This window comes from Pedobacter sp. MC2016-24 (assembly GCF_015223055.1).
In the GTDB taxonomy this organism is placed as follows: Bacteria; Bacteroidota; Bacteroidia; order Sphingobacteriales; family Sphingobacteriaceae; genus Pedobacter.
Genome location: NZ_JADFBX010000008.1, coordinates 143,543 through 161,611 on the forward strand (window position 1 = coordinate 143,543; position 18,069 = coordinate 161,611).

The following is an 18,069-nucleotide window of genomic DNA, read 5'->3' on the forward strand; positions in this document are numbered from 1 at the left end:
GCAATCGCATGAATTCAATTATAGATACCTCGGTCATCGTTATTTTTTCAGTATTTATTATGGTGATCGGTTTGCTGTTTTCCAGAACGGGAAGAAACCTGAAATCATTCTTTGCGGGTGGCGAGGCTGTACCCTGGTTTATCGGCGGTCTGTCTCTTTTTATGAGCTTTTTTTCCGCGGGTACTTTTGTAGCCTGGGGTTCAATTGCTTATAAATATGGCTGGGTTGCGGTTACGATTCAGTGGACGATGTGTATCGGCGGACTGATTACGGGCTTATACATTGCCCCAAAATGGAAGGCGACCGGCAGCCTTACTGCAGCTGAATTTATCAAAGACAGATTGGGTGCGCATGTACAAAAGAGTTTTATTTACATCTTCATGCTGGTATCGCTGTTCATCAAAGGTTCAGTACTGTATTCGGTATCTAAACTGGTGGGTTCCTCTTTAGATTTTCCATTGGTACCGGTTACGCTTATTCTTGGGATATTGATGATTGCTTATACAGCGGTTGGTGGTTTATGGGCAGTGATGGTGACTGACATTCTACAGTTTGTCATCCTTACAGCAGCTGTACTGCTGATCATCCCGCTGGCGTTTACAGAGGCAGGTGGCGTACATATGTTCCTGACCAAGGTGCCGGATCATTTCTTTAATGTGGTTAATGGAGAATATACCTGGGGCTTTATTGCTGCATTTGCGCTGTATCATATCTTTTATATTGGTGGCAACTGGACTTTTGTACAGCGGTATACCAGTGTAGATACACCAAAATCTGCTTCTAAAGTGGCTTTTCTATTTGCCGGATTATATATTCTGAGTCCGGTATTGTGGATGTTGCCACCCATGATTTACCAGACCATTAACCCGGGGCTGACCGGGTTAGAGACTGAAAATGCTTATTTGATGGTCTGCAAGCAAGTTTTGCCAGCGGGATTGATGGGCTTGATCTTGACCGGAATGTATTTTTCAACTTCAGCATCTGCAAATACCGCCTTAAATGTGGTATCTGCGGTATTTACGAATGACATTTATAAAGGCACAATCAACCCTAAAGCATCAGATGAACAGCTGATGAAAATTGCACGCAGATCGTCCTGGTGCTTTGGCTTCGGTATGATTGTGATTGCCTTGATTGTACCTTATATCGGTGGAATCGTTGAATTTACGCTAAGTGTGGGGGCAATCACCGGTGGGCCTTTGCTGGCGCCGCCAATATGGGCATTGTTCTCTAAGCGCATTACTGGTAAGGCAACCATATTTATCACTATGGTCAGCCTGGCGGTTAATTTATGCTTTAAAATCATACTACCGCTTGTACTGCACGATAAGCTTAGTCGCGCCAATGAAATGTTGCTGGGTGTATTATTGCCCTTCATCCTATTGGCGATTTATGAAATATACGCAGCATACAAAGGAAAAATAAGTGCCGAATATTTACAGTTGCAGGCGCTCAAAACATTCCGTGCAGCAAATGTGCCGCAAGTGGACGAAGCGGAAGTAGCAGAGATTAAAAGGCAGAATAAGTTTGGTTTGCAGGTCATTTCATTTTCGCTGGCTTTCATCGCCCTGCTTCTATATATCCTTTGTGCTTTTACTACGAAGGGAACAAGTATGGTGGTTGTGATTGCGACCATCATATTGGCCAGTGCAACCATTCCCTTAAAAGCGTCATTAAAAAAGTCAGTTTAAGTTAAAACAATAATATTGGGTTTACCCAAACATTTACTATGATAAAATCAGAAGGAACAGATGTCCGCAGTTTGATGTCTGAAAAAATAAATACCACATTTGTCGTTGTTGGAGGTGGGTTGTCTGGCGTTTGTACTGCAATTACAGCGGCACGTAAGGGTGTCAAGGTAGTTCTTGTACAAGATCGGCCGGTTTTGGGCGGTAATTCTTCAAGCGAAGTGCGCCTGTGGATTCTTGGTGCTACCTCGCATATGGGAAATAATAACCGTTGGAGCAGGGAAGGTGGAGTTGTAGATGAGCTACTGGTAGAAAACACCTATCGGAATAAAGAAGGAAATCCCCTGCTTTTCGACGCCATACTGCTGGATAAAGTAGTTGCCGAACCCAACATCACCCTGTTGTTAAATACAGCGGTTTACGAAGTTCATAAATCTGATCCGGATACCATTTCATCTGTCAAGGCATTTTGCAGTCAGAATTCAACGGAATATGTCCTGACTGCACCTTTGTTTTGCGATGCATCCGGAGATGGTATTGTTGGCTTTTTAGCTGGTGCCGCTTTTAGGATGGGGGCTGAAAGTAAGGATGAGTTTGGGGAGAAGTTTGCGCCAAGCCAGGAGTACGGAGAATTACTCGGGCATAGCTTATATTTCTACAGCAAGGACACCGGTAAGCCGGTGAAATTCGTAGCCCCGGAATTTGCATTGAAAGACATTACAAAGGAAATTCCACGTTTCAAAAGTTTCAACGCAAAAGAATATGGCTGTAAATTATGGTGGCTGGAATATGGTGGCCGCTTAGATACCGTGCATGATACGGAAAAGATCAAATGGGAGCTTTGGAAAGTGGTTTATGGGGTATGGGATTACATTAAAAACTCAGGTGAATTTCCTGAAGCAGAAACCATGACCCTGGAATGGGTAGGGACAATACCGGGCAAAAGAGAGAGCCGCAGGTTTGAAGGAGATTACATGCTCCGTCAGCAAGACGTGGTTTCGCAACATACCCATACAGATGCCGTTGCTTTTGGTGGCTGGTCAATCGATCTCCATCCCGCAGACGGGGTATTTAGTGAGAAACCGGGGTGTAACCAATGGCACAGCAAGGGGATTTATCAAATTCCTTACCGTTGTCTATACAGTAGAAACATCAGTAACCTGTTTTTGGCAGGAAGAATCATCAGTGCCTCCCATGTGGCATTTGCATCTACCCGGGTAATGGCCACTGCTGCCCATGTTGGGCAGGCGGTAGGTATGGCTGCTTTTATTGCCAGTAGGCAAGGGCTTCATCCGGCAGAGATCATGAAGCAAAATCTGATTGGGGATTTGCAGCAGGAACTGCTGAAAACCGGTCAACATATTCCGGGATTTGAACTGTCAGATGAGCTGGATCTGGTGCAATCTGCTGAAATCACGGCATCGAGTGAATATGTATTGGATGAATTGCCTTTGGGTATCTTGAAAAACCTGGATGTTTCTGTGGCGCAAATGTTGCCCCTGGATCAGGGTAAAATACCCCAGGTTACTTTCTATGTAGAATCGGACACCACGACCAGCCTTGAGGTGGAATGGCGTGTGAGCGAAAGAAACGGAAACTACACCCCGGATGTGGTCCTGGAACAACGGACATTGACTGTTGTGCCGGGCAGAAATGCATTGCATCTGGATTGCGATACCACATTGAATGAAAATACCTATGTCTTTATGGTGATCCATAAAAATCCATTGGTAAAAATCCATCATTCTGAACACCGCATCACGGGCGTACTTTCTGTATTCAACCTGGTGAATAAAGCGGTATCCAATTACGGGAAACAAACCCCGACAGAAGATATAGGTGTTGATGAATTCGAATTCTGGTGTCCGCAACGCCGGCCTGAAGGACATAACCTGGCCATTCAGGTGTCTCCAGGGCTTTCGAAATTCACTGCAGGAAATATCCGGACAGGTGTGTTCAGGCCAACAACCGAACCCAATGCATGGGTGGCTTCAGGAGCCGACCCGAATCCGGAACTCCAAATCAAGTGGGATCAGGAACAAAAAATAAGCAGTATTGAATTGTTTTTTGATACGGATTATGACCATCCGATGGAAACCGTATTGATGGGTCATCCTGAAGATGTCATGCCCTTTTGTGTAAGGGATTACCAGATCAAAGATGGCCAGGGAAATGTGCTTTATTACGCTGAAAAAAACTACCAGACCAAAAACGTGATCGTATTGGAGCAGTCCATATATACCGACTGTATCCGGATCAGCCTGGTACACCCATCTGCAAATACACCCGCTGCCTTGTTTGCGGTAAGGTGTTATGCTTAGCCTGTACTAGGAAGCTATGGGTTCTATTTTGTAAGCACATCTTCTGTCGCCGGCAATGATGTGATTTACCCGGGTGATGCCAACATCCTGACCCAGGACAAATTTAAAGGTATTGAGTTCGGCCGCACAGAAGCCCTGGCAAGCTTGTGCGGCTGCACAAATCGGGCAATGGTTTTCGATCAGCAGAAAACCGTTGGCTTCTTTTCGGTATTCGGCCATATAGCCTTCTCTGGATCTGATTTGGGCCAGTTGGCTTACGCGGTCTTCGAGGGTATTGGAAAACTGTAATTCATTTGCATAACGTGCTTTGCCACTTTCTTCAGCTGCGGTAATGACTTTTTGGAGCGCATCGTCTCCAAGGGTATGCTTGATCAGGTCGATCAGCTTTACCGTCAATTCGGCATGGGTATCTGGAAATCCTGCATTGCCTTCGGCACTTAAGCTAAAGTACTGCGTAGGCCGACCTACACCCTTTGATTCATGTGCAGCATCAATTAATCCCTCTTCACTTAATTTTAAGAGTTGAAGTCTTGCACCCTCACTTGTAATTCCAAGTTCTTTTGCAATTTCAGCTGCTGTAAGCGTACCACGCATCTTCAACAGCATTAAAAATCGGTTTGTCTTCATAATCTAATAAAACAAGTATTTAATTGTTTTATTCACAAAAGTACTAACTTTGCTGAACTTTAAGGCATTTAAAGGGTACAATTTGATCGTATGAAGGTCATTTTCATCCTTTTTACGGCAATGTCCATTAAAATTGTATCAAAATGAAGCATCAAAAACATCAGATCATCCACATCACCGGTCCGCCGGTAGTTTTCATCTTTTAATAATTTAATTAAATCACCGCACAGGCAGTGTATGTCCAGGTTTTAGAAAAGCATGGGACTGGCCTCGCTTTGCCCAATAATTAACCATAAAACAATTGATAGATATGAAATTACAAACACTACCCATATTATTCACCGCCCTGGTATTTTTACAGGCTTGCGGCACCTCGCAGCAGTCTGCTCCTGCTGAACAAGCCATTCCGGAATATCCGGTGATGACCATTCAGCCCCAGTCGACCAGCTTAAATACAGATTATAAAGCAAGTATTGAAGGTCAGCAAAACATCGAGATCAGGCCTAAAGTTGATGGTTTTGTTGCTCAGATCTTTGTGGATGAGGGTGCCCTGGTTAAAAAGGGGCAGCTGCTTTTTAAGATTGATGCGCCTCAATACAAACAGGAGGTCAAAACTGCTGCAGCTGCGATAAAAAATGCGGAAGCAGAAGTGAATACAGCTAAAATGCAGGTAGAGAAAACAGAGCCGCTGGTTAAGGAAGAGATTGTCAGTATGTATGAGCTGAAGCAGGCCAGATATAATTTGCACGCCAGGGAGGCTGCTTTGGCGCAGGCAAGGGCAAGTCTGGCCAATGCGCGTACCAATGTGGGCTACACCAATATTGTGAGTCCCGCCGATGGGCTTATCGGCAACATTCCTTATAAAACCGGCAGCCTGGTCAGCAGCAGTTCTGCTCAGCCTTTAACTACGGTATCCAACGTTTCTGCGGTGTATGCTTATTTCTCTTTCAATGAAAAGCAGCTCCTGGATTTTGCAGATCAATATCCTGGTACAAGTATGAAGGAGAAGCTGGCGCATTTTCCGGAAGTATCGCTGATCCTTGCCAATGGTAAGGCGTATCCTCAAAAAGGAAAAATTGAAAGTGTTGGCGGATTGATCAATACAGCAACAGGTTCGGTTAACCTTCGGGCAAAATTCCTGAATCCGGAAGGGCTCATCAGAAGCGGTGCCAGTGCCACTATCCGGATTCCTGTGGTGTTGAAACAGGCCTTGTTGATTCCCTCAAAGGCCAGTTATGAGATGCAGGAGAAGACGATGGTCTTTCTTGTTGGAACAGACAACCTGGTCAAAAGCACTGAAATCACAGTCATGGATAACAGTAGTGCTGCGTATTATGTGGTGCAGCAAGGTTTAAAAGCCGGCGACAGGCTGGTGACCGAGGGTATGGGCAGCTTAAAAGACGGTACCCGGATTAAGCCCATAGCCAGTAAAAAATAGCAAACAGATCCATTAAAAAATACAATTATCATGTTAAAAAAGTTTATAGATAACCCCGTGTTGTCGACAGTAATCTCTGTGATTATTGTCATGCTCGGTATATTGGGACTCGTTTCCCTCCCCATTTCGCAATACCCGGATATTGCACCTCCTGCAGTAGAAGTAACTACGGCTTACCAGGGCGCCAGTGCAGATGTGGTGATGAAGAGTGTCATTGTACCTTTAGAAGAAGAGATCAATGGTGTAGAAAATATGACGTACATGACCTCTAAGGCCAGTAATGACGGTAGTGCGAGCATCACCATTAATTTTAAGCAGGGCACAGACCCCGATCTGGCTGCCATTAATGTACAGAACCGGATAACCAAGGCTACGAGTTTACTGCCTGCAGAGGTGATCAAAGTCGGCATCACGACAAGCAAAAGATTAAACAGTGAAGTGTTCAGTTTTTTATTGTATAGTGAAGACGGGAAGTATGATCAGCAGTTTCTGGATAATTATTTAAAAATTAACGTGATGCCGCAGATTAAGCGGGTTCAGGGGGTAGGTTATGCTGCGGTATACGGCAGTAAAGATTACAGCATGCGCATCTGGCTTAAACCAGATGCCATGGCCGCTTATGGTTTAATTCCTTCGGATATCACGGCAGCACTTGCCGAGCAGAACATTGAAGCGGCTCCGGGTAAAGTGGGCGAAAATAGTAATCAGAGTTTTCAATATACCTTGAAATATACCGGCAGGCTGGAAAAGGCCAGCCAGTTTGAAGAAATCCTGTTGAAATCGGGAAAAAATGGTCATGTATTGAAGCTGAAGGATGTGGCTACAATTGACCTGGGATCTTTTACCTATTCCAGTTCGCTGACTGCCCAGGGGCAGCAGGCACCCTATGTGGCCATCAGTCAGACTTCAGGTTCCAATGCCCATGAAATCATCATTCAATGTGAGCAAATCCTGAAAGATGCAGCGAAAACTTTTCCAAAAGGGGTTAAATACAGCGTATTTGCCAATGCAAATGAGTTTCTGGATGCTTCGATTTCCAAATTGATTTTCACCATTATTGAGGCTTTTATCCTGGTGTTTATTGTGGTATTTATCTTTTTACAGGATTTCAGATCAACCCTCATTCCTGCCATTGCCGTGCCTGTGGCGATCATTGGTACTTTTTTCTTCCTCAAACTTTTTGGATTTACCATCAACCTGCTCACGCTTTTTGCATTGGTGCTGGCCATAGGTATTGTGGTGGATGATGCGATTGTGGTGGTTGAGGCGGTTCATGCCAAACTGGATCAAGGTGCTAAATCTGCCAAAAAAGCAACAATACATGCCATGAGCGAAATCAGCAGTGCGATCATTTCCATTACCCTGATCATGTCGGCGGTATTTATACCGGTAACCTTTGTCACCGGATCTGTGGGGGTATTTTACAAGCAATTTGGTTTAACGCTTGCGGTGGCGATTGTGATATCAGCAGTGAATGCCCTGACCTTAAGTCCGGCTTTATGCGCACTGTTGTTGAAACCACATGGAGCTGATCACGCAGTTAAAACAGGTTTCCTGCAGCGCTTTTATACCAATTTTAACGCCTCATTTGTGGTGATGACCAATCGCTATAAACAAGCTGTAGTGTTCCTGATTCAGAAAAAATGGATCGCTTTTGCGGTAATCGGGTTGTTTAGTTTGTTGTTCTGGTTTTTGGTGAAAACGACGCCGACAGGTTTTGTGCCCAATGAGGATAGCGGTTCGATCTATGGCAATGTGATTTTACCACCTGCCAGTTCGTTGGAACGGACAGAGGCTATTGCCAATCAGATTGACAGCATCGCGCGTTCCATTCCGGAAATTGAGTTGTCATCCAGACTGGCGGGGATGGACCTGATCAGTGGTACCGGAAGTTCGTATGCAGCCATTTTTATCCGTTTAAAACCCTGGAAAGAAAGAACCAAAAAAGGTCAGGACATTCAAAGCATTGTAGGCAAGCTTTTTGCGAAAACTGCGGAGATCAAAGGTGCCAGCATTATTTTCTTTGCGGCCCCGACCTTACAAGGCTTTGGCAACAATGATGGTTTTGAATTCCAGTTGCAGGATAAAACCGGTGGCAATTACAAAGCTTTTGATGGGGTGATTGGAAAGTTCATGACCACCCTTAATCAAAGACCGGAGATTCTGTATGCCGCTACTTCTTACAACACCAGTTTTCCACAATATGAGGTGAGCGTAGATGTAGCCAAATGCAAAGAAGCAGGCGTATTGGTCAATACGGTTCTGGAAACGCTGCAGGGGTATCTGGGCGGTATTTATGCTTCTGATTTTAACCGCTTTGGAAAGCAGTATAAGGTGATGATCCAGGCGGAAGCCGCGCAGCGGACAAGCAAAGCCGCTATAGATCAGATTTATGTTCGGAATGATCAGGGCAATATGGCGCCGATCTCTGAATTCATCACCCTTAAAAAGATGTACGGCCCGGAGTTTATCAACCGGTTTAACTTATTTACGGCAGGTGCGGTAAATGGTGCACCAAAGCCTGGTTACAGTTCGGGTGATGCGATTAAAGCCATACAGGAAGTAGCGGCGCAGACTTTGCCACAGGGCTATACTTATGAATTTTCGGGATTGACCCTGGAAGAATTGGGCAGTGGAAGTCAGACCGTCCTGATTTTTGTGTTGAGTTTGTTGTTCATTTACTTCCTGCTCAGTGCCCAGTATAAAAGCTATATTTTGCCTTTGTCGGTGCTCTTGTCCTTACCCATCGGCCTGGCCGGAGCTTTCTTATTTGCCCGTTTGTTTGGCCTGGATAACAACATTTTCTTACAAATCAGTTTGATCATGTTGATTGGTCTGCTGGCCAAGAACGCAATTCTGATTGTGGAGTTTGCCCTGATGCATCGTTTAAGTGGAAGAAGCTTAATTCAATCGGCTATTTCCGGTGCTACTGCCAGGTTAAGGCCAATTTTGATGACTTCTTTTGCCTTCATATTTGGTTTGCTGCCCCTGATGATTGCTACTGGTGCAGGTGCAATTAGTAACCGCTCTATTGGTACTGCAGCTGTAGGGGGGATGTTGATCGGTACGGTATTCGGCGTGTTCGTCATCCCGGCATTATTTGTCGTGTTCCAGGCATTGCAAGAGCGTATTTCGGGCGTAAAGACCAAAGCTGAAACTGACCTGTAGCTTAACCAATTTGAAAATCATGAATAAAGATAAAATGAAAAAATACCATATGGGACTTTTGCTTCTGCTGGCAATATTGAGTGCCTGTAGCGTACAGCAAGCATATAAACGTCCGATCGTGAATACCAGCAACCTATACCGCGACCAGGTGGATGTTGACAGTTTGAACTGGGGAACCAAGTCCTGGAGCACGCTATTTAAGGATACTGTTTTAACGCATTTAATTGAAGAGGGGATAAGTCATAATCTCGACCTGAAAATAGCCATTCAACGCATCGAGGCTTCGAGGGCTGTGTTTACACAAAGTAAAGCCGCTTTTTTACCTGAGCTGAATGCCAAAGCCAGTGTTACCCAATCTAAGTTGGCGTACCCCCAAGGATTTGGAATCATCAGTTCATCTACGCAGTATGATGTGGGCTTAACCGCCGGTTGGGAAGCCGATATCTGGGGTAAGATCAAAAGTGCCAAACGCAGTGCATTGGCAAGTTTATTACAAACTGAAGCTGCTCAGAAAGCGGTGAAAACTCAGCTCATCGCAGATATCGCCAATTCCTATTTTACTTTGCTGGCACTGGATGAACAATTGCTGATTCTGAAGCAAACGGTCACGATTCGTCAAGCTGATGTAAGGGCCATGCGCGCCTTAAAAGCAGCGAATATTGTCAATGGAGCGGCAGAAGTACAAAGCCTGGCCAATCAATATGCTGCGGAAGTGGCCATCCCGCGGTTGGAACAGCAAATCCGGGAAATGGAAAATGCACTTAGCGTTTTACTGGCCCGTCCTGCTGCTGTGGTAGAAAGAACTTCTTTGGGGGTACAACAGGCAACTGTTGATCTAAAATCTGGTGTACCAGCAAATTTATTGCAAAACAGACCGGATGTGAAGCAAGCAGAGTATGCCTTTGCAGCCGCTTTTGAGGCCACCAACGTTGCCCGGAAATCTTTCTATCCCAGCTTCACGCTCACTGCATCCGGAGGTTTCACCAGCTTTAGTTTTAAAGATTGGATTACCCCATCCGGATTGTTCGGCAATCTTGCTGCCGGAATTGCGCAACCCATTTTTAATCGCGGGATCAATAAATCCCGTCTGGCTATTGCCCGTGCAACACAACAGGAGGCTGCGCTTAATTTTCAAAAAGCGTTGTTAAGGGCTGGTACAGAGGTTTCAAATGCCTTGTTTGCTTACCAGGTTGCAACACGGCAGCAAGAAATCAGAACAAAACAAGTAGCCGCACTACAGAAGTCAGTTGATTTTACCAAAAAGCTTTTGCGGTACAGCGCTGCAACCAATTATACGGATGTACTGACTTCGGAACAGAACCTGCTTGCTGCACAACTGGAAGGGGTAAATGACCGCTTACTGGAATGGCAGGCGGTGATTGCTTTGTATCGTGCAATACTGTAATAATTTCATTTGAAAAATATGCCTTCTGTGAAGAGGCCTAGGCGCTTTTTGCTCCCCTTCAGGAGCCTAAAAGATGCCAGACTCTGAATAGAATGGCTTATTTTTCAAAAAGAGATTATAGTAGCTGATAATCAGGTAGTTCTTCTACAAAAGCAAACTGTTCAGTTTGGTGGTTAATTACCGCATAACAATGTCTCAATCCATTTGTTACGACCAGCCATTTGGCCTTGTGTACAGAATTGTACCTTGCAGCCTGATCAAAAGTAGCCTGGCTGATTTTTACTGAGGGTGCTTTGCATTCTATAATCATGAGCCGCTCACCCTGATTGTTGAAAATCACAATATCTGTTCTTTTCTGAAGCTTATTTAAGCTCAATCCTCCTTCTACCTGAATCAGCGATTTTGGAAATTTTCTATGTAAAATCAGATGCTGTATAAAATGCTGTCTTACCCATTCTTCGGGTGTCAATACCAGGTGTTTCCTGCGGATTTCATCAAATATGAAATATTGCTTGTCCTTTAAAGTAATTTTAAAAGGATATTCTGGTAGATTAAGCGGGACAGGGATAAATGACATTTGTGCAAAAGTAGACAAAATTTTTATCTAAGTTTACAGCATCATATGAGTGCCGCAGATATCATCAAAGACATTAAAGCCAGGAAGTTTAAACCCGTTTACCTGTTACACGGTGAAGAGCCTTATTACATCGATCAGATTATTCATTATATGGAAGCGAATATTCTGAATGATATGGAAAAGGGATTCAACCAGACGGTACTTTATGGTAAGGATACCGATATGGCTACCATTATGAACGCTGCAAAGCGTTATCCGATGATGTCTGATTACCAGTTGATTGTAGTCAAAGAAGCACAGGATTTAAAATGGGCTAAAGAAACAGAAGGAAGCAGCAAGACTGCGGAGTTTGTATTGAGCTATTTTGAGAAACCCTTACCCAGTACAATTTTAGTTCTGGGTTATAAATATGCCAACTTCGACAAGCGCAAAAAGATTTATAAAGCCATTGATAAGAACGGGGTTATTTTTCAATCCGAACTGGTGCGCGACTATAAGCTGGCACAGTGGATTGATGAGCTGGTTAAAGAAAAAGGATACAAGATAGCGCCGCAGGCTTCTGCATTAATGGCTGAATACCTGGGGGCAGACCTGTCCAAGATTGCGAATGAAGTAGAGAAATTGTTGCTCAATATCGGTAAGGAAACAACTATTGATACCGATATCGTACAAAAGAACATTGGCATCAGTAAAGAATACAACGTTTTTGAACTGCAAAAAGCCCTTGCGGTAAGAAACGTACTTAAATGCAATCAGATCATCAATTATTTTGCTGATAATCCCAAGGCCAATCCCATGGTCATGGTGATGGCCAATCTAAATGCTTATTTCTCGAAAATATTAAAGTATCATTACCTGCAGAATAAAGGGGATGCAGCTAAGGAACTGGGCGTAAATCCTTATTTTGTGAAGGACTTTGAAACGGCATCACGCAGTTATAACCTGAATAAAATATTCGATATCATTAGCCTGCTTCGCGAGTACGACCTGAAAAGTAAGGGCGTAGACAGCACGGGCAATACTACAGACGGAGAATTGCTTAAAGAGTTGCTGTTTAAAATGCTGCACTAATTGCTGTACCGCATTCTGATCAACCAGACTAAAATTAGTAATTAAACAGGCGGTATCCCACCATGAAGATCAACCTCAATGCGATAAATATTGCCAATGCTGTTTTTACATTCTTGTTTTGGATGACAGCTAGGAAGAATGCCATCGCACCAATCATGATAATGTCTGTGGTCCAGCCGAAATATTGATAAATCATATTGACGGTATCCGAATCGCCATTTTTATACATTGGGGGAAGCACAACTTTATGGATGATAAACATGATCGTAGAGATCAGATAGTCTATCCCCATAATGATCAGCAAGGATTTGATGGTGTGAGCATCAGAGCCGTTTTGCACAGGGCTGTTTTTTAACGCAGCTCCGCAGTTTTTGCAAAATTGAGCTTCAGGTAGATTGGGCGTATTACATTGAGGACAGTTCATAAGCTAGATCGGATAGTTGTTTTTATCAATAACCATGGTATTTGCAGCACGGTCACCAAGCTTTCTGCCGTCTTCTGTTGCCAGAACCATAATGGGCTCTATAAATTGACCGATTATAGGAAAAAATCCCAATAGGGCAGAAACGATATTCCTGGCCAGGGACTTAGATTTTGAGCAGGGGGTATTGGTGTCTAAATCGATAACGATGAGTTGCATGGCACGCTTACCATAACTCTGTCCAATACCCATTCCATCTTTAAATAACTGATAGGCAATAGGTAATAAAAATAGAATGGCTCCACTAACCCCTAAAATAATCGTTAAGCTTTGATCGTTACCATAAGCTGCAATAAATGCAAAAATAAGTAGGGCTGCCGAAGGAATTAACAAGGCAACGAAAATGAGGCCATCAATTAGAAATGCCAGAAAACGATTTCCTAAAGATGCTTTCGGATAAGGTTGATTTAAGGGAAGTCTGCTTTCAAAGGGATTGTTAACTGTATTTTGCTGTTCAAAAGGATTGTGTCTGTTTGGTTGTGGTTCAAATGGATTATGCGCCTTTGGCTGTTGTTCGAAAGGATTGTTTGCTTTTGGTTGTTGTTCAAAAGGGTTCTGGACAGGAACGCCCAGTTGAGTTCCATCGTTGATACAAAATTTTACTTCAGGTGGATAACTGGCTTTGCAAACAGGGCATATTTGATTCATAAAGGTCGTTAATTACGGTTTGATTACAGATTTACAATAAAGATGCCAGAAAACTCTATTTTTGGACGCTACCATTTGAAAAGAACATGCGTGTATTGAAAAAGAATTTAAAAAGATTGGGTTACGTAATAGCCGGCCTGATCGTATTTGTGCTCAGTTACCTGGCCATTACCTGGTTACTTTTTTATGTGCCGGTCAATAAAAATGCTGCCCGGGAAGGCCTCAAAGAAATGAGTATTTACATCATGAGCAATGGGGTACATACCGATATTGTGGTGCCAGTAAAGACCGAAATTATAGACTGGAGCACGATTGCCCGGTTTGAAGATACGGAGTCTAAGGATACTACATTTCAGTATATCGCTTTTGGCTGGGGAGATAAAGGGTTTTATCTGGAAACGCCCCAATGGTCTGATCTAAAGTTTAGCACTGCATTTAATGCCGCTTTTCACCTGGGCAGTACGGCCATGCATACTGATTTCTGCAGAAGCGTAATACCGGGGCAGCATTGTAAAGAAATCCGGATCAGTAAGGAGCAATATTTAAAACTGGTTCAGTACATCAAATCCAGTTTTAAATATGATGCCCACCGTCGTGTAATTCAAATTGAAACGCACAATGATGGTTATGGTCCTGACGATGCTTTTTACGAAGCGGAAGGGGCATACGATTTGTTTAATACCTGCAATACCTGGGCAAACAGTGCTTTAAAAGCCTGTGAACAGAAAGCTTGTTGGTGGACACCGACGGATAAGGGGATCTTTCATCAATATCCTTAAATTCGTTTAGCTAAAGGCGGTTGTCAAATTTGGAAGTTTCTTTTTATTGCTTTAATTGGCCGATTTTGTTTAACGTTTCGGTTAATTCTGCAGGCTTTTTAGTTCCTATGAGGAGTTTTGTATGATCATTAAACTCAAGTTGTAACCCCTCATTACCTGAAACGTTAAATGCGTTGCCTTGCCCAAATAACCCAAATCTAATTCCCCATCCGCCGTATTCGGTTAAAGGTGAGTATTTTCTTACAAATGACTTTGTCAAACTGTCTCGTTCTTGTCCTATAGCTTAATATGCTGTTTGAAATTGCCGTTATGACCAAAGGCTGACCCTTGTGCCGTTCTCATTTCGTTAACTTTGAACTAAGCATTTTTTGCAGATGAAGAAAATAGGATTTTTATCTTTTGGGCACTGGGCTGACCATCCCTCATACCTGACCCGTACCGCGGGCGATACCTTGTTACAGTCCATCGACCTTGCCGTCGCGGCTGAAGAGCTGGGGCTTGAAGGGGCGTATTTCAGGGTGCACCATTTTGCCAGGCAACTGGCTTCGCCATTTCCGCTGCTTTCGGCTATCGGGGCAAAGACTACCAGGATCGAAATTGGCACGGGTGTTATTGACATGCGCTATGAAAATCCATTATACATGGTCGAGGATGCCGGGGCGGCCGACCTGATTTCTGGTGGCCGGTTGCAACTGGGCATCAGTAGAGGCTCGCCCGAACAGGTGGTTGACGGGTGGAGATATTTTGGCTATTCACCTTTGGAGGGCGAAAGCGATGCGGACATGGGGAGGAAGAAAGCGATGGAGTTTTTGGAAAGGTTGGATGGCAATGGATTTGCGCAGCCCAATCCAAATCCCATGTTTCCCAACCCAGCGGGATTATTGAGGCTTGAGCCGTATTCGCAAGGATTACGTGAACGCATCTGGTGGGGGGCAGCTTCCAATGCGACAGCCATATGGGCTGCGGAGAACGGGATGAACCTGCAAAGTTCTACCCTGAAATTTGATGAAAATGGTAAACCCTTCCATATCCAACAGGCCGAGCAGATCAGGTTGTATAAAGCGGCGTGGAAGAAAGCAGGGCATGAGCGCGATCCCCGGGTTTCGGTGAGCCGGTCGATCTTTGCCATTATGAACGATCAGGATAGGCTTTATTTTGGCGGACAAGGTAAAGGTGCGGATAGTTTTGGTTATATCGAGCCTACCCAAAGGGCGGTGTTTGGCAGGGGATATGCAGCAGAGCCAGATCAGCTGATCAGGGAACTCTTGGAAGATGAGGCATTACAGGAGGCGGATACGGTACTATTGACCATTCCCAACACATTGGGCGTTGATTATAACATCCATGTGCTGTCGGCAATTCTGGAACATGTTGCACCTGGACTTGGCTGGAGATAACATTTAGCGCTCATGGTGATTGCATATATAGACAATACCGTTAAACCATAAAGGTTCTGTGCGCTTGCAAGGTATTGTAGATGAGTTTGTTAATAGATAAAAATTGTGGCGCTGATTTTTGGCATAAAAAATGTGTTGAGAATCGTACATCTATACTATGAAATAAAAAGATTGGGGTTTACGTTTACGTTTTCCCCTTTTTTTATGCCTGCTATTTAGGCTTTTAATTTCCACCAGATATTGATTTTAGGTTTCATGATCCCAATCATTTTTTTTGAGTTTGAAAATGACTTTATTTGAAAAAAATAGTCATGGATATTCAGGGAATAGTTGCCGGTCTAAACAGGATTGAACATGGGTTCAAGCACAGTATGCTTGCCGGAACTGGTAGATCAAGAGGTGGGGATAGCGTGCTAAAAATATTGTTATTGCTCAATATCTCTAAATTCTAATGGCAAACTTAATGTAGATGAATAAGTGGCTTCATCTTTAGTCCACACGGGCATTTTTTCAATTCTTTCTTTTATGGCTTTTATCAATTTTTCGTTCTTTGTACCTTTAATTTCTTTAACTGTCGTTTTACCTTGTTCATCAATATTCAATATCAGTGTAATTCTACCCGAACCCTCGTGAATATATTGTTTATAAAAAGCTGAACCAAAATTGTTTGCCACCCAACGTCTTAAACTGGTATAATCTGGACTTTTTGTAGCGCTATTTGTGCTTTCTGATGTCATATTAGCACTTTGTATCGCTGGGATTTTAAAGGTAACTGCACCTATTTTTTTCTTATAATAATTGCTTAGCTTATCTAATTCTATCTTTCCAGCGCTTTTGTTGGTCGTTTTAGGATTTATACTTTGAACTTGAATGAGATAGTTTTTAACTTTCAAAAATCCGAAAGCACCCATTTTAAACGTCTGCAAATAACCTTGCATTAATTGCAACCGTTCTATAAACCCTTTATCAGTAAACATCTCTTCTGATTTAAGCTGATAAACATAAACCTCAACAGTATTCCTTTTGTCTGCACTTTCAAAACGTTGTATGTAAAGGCTATCGGTTTGTTTAACATTTTCAGTACTTTGTCCTTTTGTAGCATCAGCATCTTTAATTACCCTGTAACCAGGTATTACGGATAAGCTTAGTTTGAAGCTTTCAGGGAATTTTATCTGTTGGGCTTTTGCGTTAAAAATACCAGTAAGTATCAGTAAAACAAGAATTTTTGTAGTTGTTTTCATTATGGAGATAAAGGTTAAATCAGGAAAATAAACTCAATGCTGCGGTGTCATCCAGCATGCAATTACTTACTTTTTGTGAACTGGGAATATATCCGTGCTTCGAATAAAGGTCTACCAAGTCCGAATACGAAGGAAAGTCCTTTTCAAAAGAAATAGGTGGGCAATTGTTGTAGTATTTGATCTTAAGTTGGGAATATTGGTTTTTTAACATCTTTCAATCTCTGGTGTTTTTTAGGTTTACGCTTTTAAATCCCGTATCACATCCCGAACACTATACCCATCATCTGCATGCCCACAGTCATCTTTTCTTTTCCAAAGTCGTGGATTTTTGCTGTCTTCTGAATTTGCATTTCTTTAGCGCTTACTGCTCTTTTTTCAACTTTTGTAAATTCGTATAGGAATTTAAGCGGGCTTTCTTTTTCATACTGCATCGTAATTTTCATAATACCTGCGTCTTCTTTGATATATAGCGGGTGAAGAAAGTTTACCGACTTTGGCATTTCTGTTGAAGTCCAAACTTCAAGCTGATAAATGGATGCGGCAGGAATGGCTCCCGGGGTGTTATTTGCCGGAGCAGCCTTTTTTAAGGTGTACACACTTTTGCTGCATGTATACCCGGCAACGGTGCTGGTTTCACCTGTATTTTTTATGTTGTAGTCTGCTGCCTTAAGTTCGTTCTGCGACATTTCGTTGAAGCTGTCCCCTGTATAGCTGATTGTCATGGCTTTACTGCTGTTTTGGGATTTGACGTATATCATGCCTTCTTTTTTTGCATCGTTTACTGTATTCTCGCCATGGAATGTTAAGGCATCAAACTTGGCCGTGGCCTGGTTCCCATTGATGTAGATTACCGATTTCAGCGGCAACATCAGGAAGGCCAGGTTCATCATTCCGGCTTTTTTGGATTGCGCTTCCAGCATTGCCCGCTCTTGTGCGGAAAGTTGCTCTGCCAGTTTTTTCATCTGCGCGGAGATGTTGCCCTTTGCAGGGTCTACCTTTTGGAGTAGTTCTCCTAAAGCTGAACCGGGTGTAGTGATTTTTAAGTCGATTTTACCTTCTGTAAATGGTGCTTCTGGGGTCTTGGCTTCAGCTGCCATTGACTTGCGCGCGACATTTTCTTTTTCTGCCAGCGGCTCATTTCTGCCAGCGGGATTTTGGTTGCAGGCTGTCAGGCAGAGTAGCAAAATGGATGCTGTTAGGCGTATTTCTTTAAATTTCATAGGAAATT

General features: G+C 43.3%; 15 protein-coding genes. 8 read left to right on the plus strand and 7 right to left on the minus strand.

From position 1 onward, the window contains the following. Window positions 1-8 precede the first annotated feature (8 nt). A complete protein-coding gene (locus IM797_RS18465) occupies window positions 9-1,691 on the plus strand; it encodes a sodium:solute symporter family protein (RefSeq protein WP_194128650.1) in 1,683 nt (560 codons plus the stop codon). A gap of 38 nt (window positions 1,692-1,729) precedes the next feature. Then, window positions 1,730-4,009, plus strand: coding sequence for an FAD-dependent oxidoreductase (locus tag IM797_RS18470; RefSeq protein WP_194128651.1), 2,280 nt, complete (start codon window positions 1,730-1,732; stop codon window positions 4,007-4,009). Between the two features lie 6 nt (window positions 4,010-4,015). Here the strand turns inward: IM797_RS18470 and IM797_RS18475 are convergent, their stop codons facing one another. After that, on the minus strand, window positions 4,016-4,636 hold the full coding sequence (locus IM797_RS18475) for a metalloregulator ArsR/SmtB family transcription factor (RefSeq protein ID WP_194128652.1): 621 nt from the start codon (window positions 4,634-4,636) through the stop codon (window positions 4,016-4,018). 310 nt (window positions 4,637-4,946) lie between these two features. Between IM797_RS18475 and IM797_RS18480 the strand changes: the two genes are divergently transcribed. The 3 genes from IM797_RS18480 to IM797_RS18490 are packed head-to-tail and all read left to right on the plus strand — an operon-like array spanning window position 4,947 to window position 10,647. Continuing rightward, window positions 4,947-6,074: an efflux RND transporter periplasmic adaptor subunit gene (locus IM797_RS18480; protein WP_194128653.1), complete on the plus strand. Its 1,128-nt coding sequence runs from the start codon at window positions 4,947-4,949 to the stop codon at window positions 6,072-6,074. A 30-nt stretch (window positions 6,075-6,104) separates the two neighbouring features. Beyond that, complete coding sequence (locus tag IM797_RS18485) at window positions 6,105-9,242, plus strand: efflux RND transporter permease subunit (protein ID WP_194128654.1); 3,138 nt, start codon at window positions 6,105-6,107, stop codon at window positions 9,240-9,242. A 19-nt stretch (window positions 9,243-9,261) separates the two neighbouring features. Further along, window positions 9,262-10,647 carry an efflux transporter outer membrane subunit gene (locus IM797_RS18490; protein ID WP_228098947.1) on the plus strand — a complete coding sequence of 462 codons (1,386 nt, stop codon included), beginning with the start codon at window positions 9,262-9,264 and terminating at the stop codon, window positions 10,645-10,647. Window positions 10,648-10,762: 115 nt separating this feature from the next. On the opposite strand, the gene IM797_RS18495 is transcribed toward IM797_RS18490, so the two are convergent. Further along, entirely contained in the window at window positions 10,763-11,224 is a 462-nt protein-coding gene (locus IM797_RS18495; protein WP_194128655.1) for a type I restriction enzyme HsdR N-terminal domain-containing protein, read from the minus strand. Between the two features lie 45 nt (window positions 11,225-11,269). On the opposite strand from IM797_RS18495, the gene holA reads away from it, so the two are divergent. Continuing rightward, window positions 11,270-12,295 carry a DNA polymerase III subunit delta gene (gene holA, locus IM797_RS18500; protein WP_194128656.1) on the plus strand — a complete coding sequence of 342 codons (1,026 nt, stop codon included), beginning with the start codon at window positions 11,270-11,272 and terminating at the stop codon, window positions 12,293-12,295. Window positions 12,296-12,329: 34 nt separating this feature from the next. On the opposite strand, the gene IM797_RS18505 is transcribed toward holA, so the two are convergent. Together IM797_RS18505 and IM797_RS18510 are read right to left on the minus strand one after the other, a co-directional pair. After that, window positions 12,330-12,719, minus strand: coding sequence for a zinc ribbon domain-containing protein (locus IM797_RS18505; RefSeq protein ID WP_194128657.1), 390 nt, complete (start codon window positions 12,717-12,719; stop codon window positions 12,330-12,332). A 3-nt stretch (window positions 12,720-12,722) separates the two neighbouring features. Further along, window positions 12,723-13,424 carry an RDD family protein gene (locus IM797_RS18510; RefSeq protein WP_194128658.1) on the minus strand — a complete coding sequence of 234 codons (702 nt, stop codon included), beginning with the start codon at window positions 13,422-13,424 and terminating at the stop codon, window positions 12,723-12,725. Between the two features lie 86 nt (window positions 13,425-13,510). On the opposite strand from IM797_RS18510, the gene IM797_RS18515 reads away from it, so the two are divergent. Then, a complete protein-coding gene (locus IM797_RS18515) occupies window positions 13,511-14,203 on the plus strand; it encodes a TIGR02117 family protein (protein ID WP_194128659.1) in 693 nt (230 codons plus the stop codon). A 43-nt stretch (window positions 14,204-14,246) separates the two neighbouring features. Here IM797_RS18515 and IM797_RS18520 read toward each other — a convergent pair whose 3' ends face one another. Beyond that, the gene (locus tag IM797_RS18520) at window positions 14,247-14,462 is read right to left on the minus strand and encodes a hypothetical protein (protein ID WP_194128660.1); all 216 of its coding nucleotides are present in this window, start codon (window positions 14,460-14,462) and stop codon (window positions 14,247-14,249) included. Between the two features lie 115 nt (window positions 14,463-14,577). On the opposite strand from IM797_RS18520, the gene IM797_RS18525 reads away from it, so the two are divergent. Then, window positions 14,578-15,600 carry an LLM class flavin-dependent oxidoreductase gene (locus IM797_RS18525; RefSeq protein WP_194128661.1) on the plus strand — a complete coding sequence of 341 codons (1,023 nt, stop codon included), beginning with the start codon at window positions 14,578-14,580 and terminating at the stop codon, window positions 15,598-15,600. A gap of 425 nt (window positions 15,601-16,025) precedes the next feature. Here IM797_RS18525 and IM797_RS18530 read toward each other — a convergent pair whose 3' ends face one another. Continuing rightward, entirely contained in the window at window positions 16,026-16,841 is an 816-nt protein-coding gene (locus IM797_RS18530) for a hypothetical protein (protein WP_194128662.1), read from the minus strand. A 257-nt stretch (window positions 16,842-17,098) separates the two neighbouring features. Next, complete coding sequence (locus tag IM797_RS18535) at window positions 17,099-18,061, minus strand: hypothetical protein (protein ID WP_194128663.1); 963 nt, start codon at window positions 18,059-18,061, stop codon at window positions 17,099-17,101. Window positions 18,062-18,069: the final 8 nt, after the last annotated feature.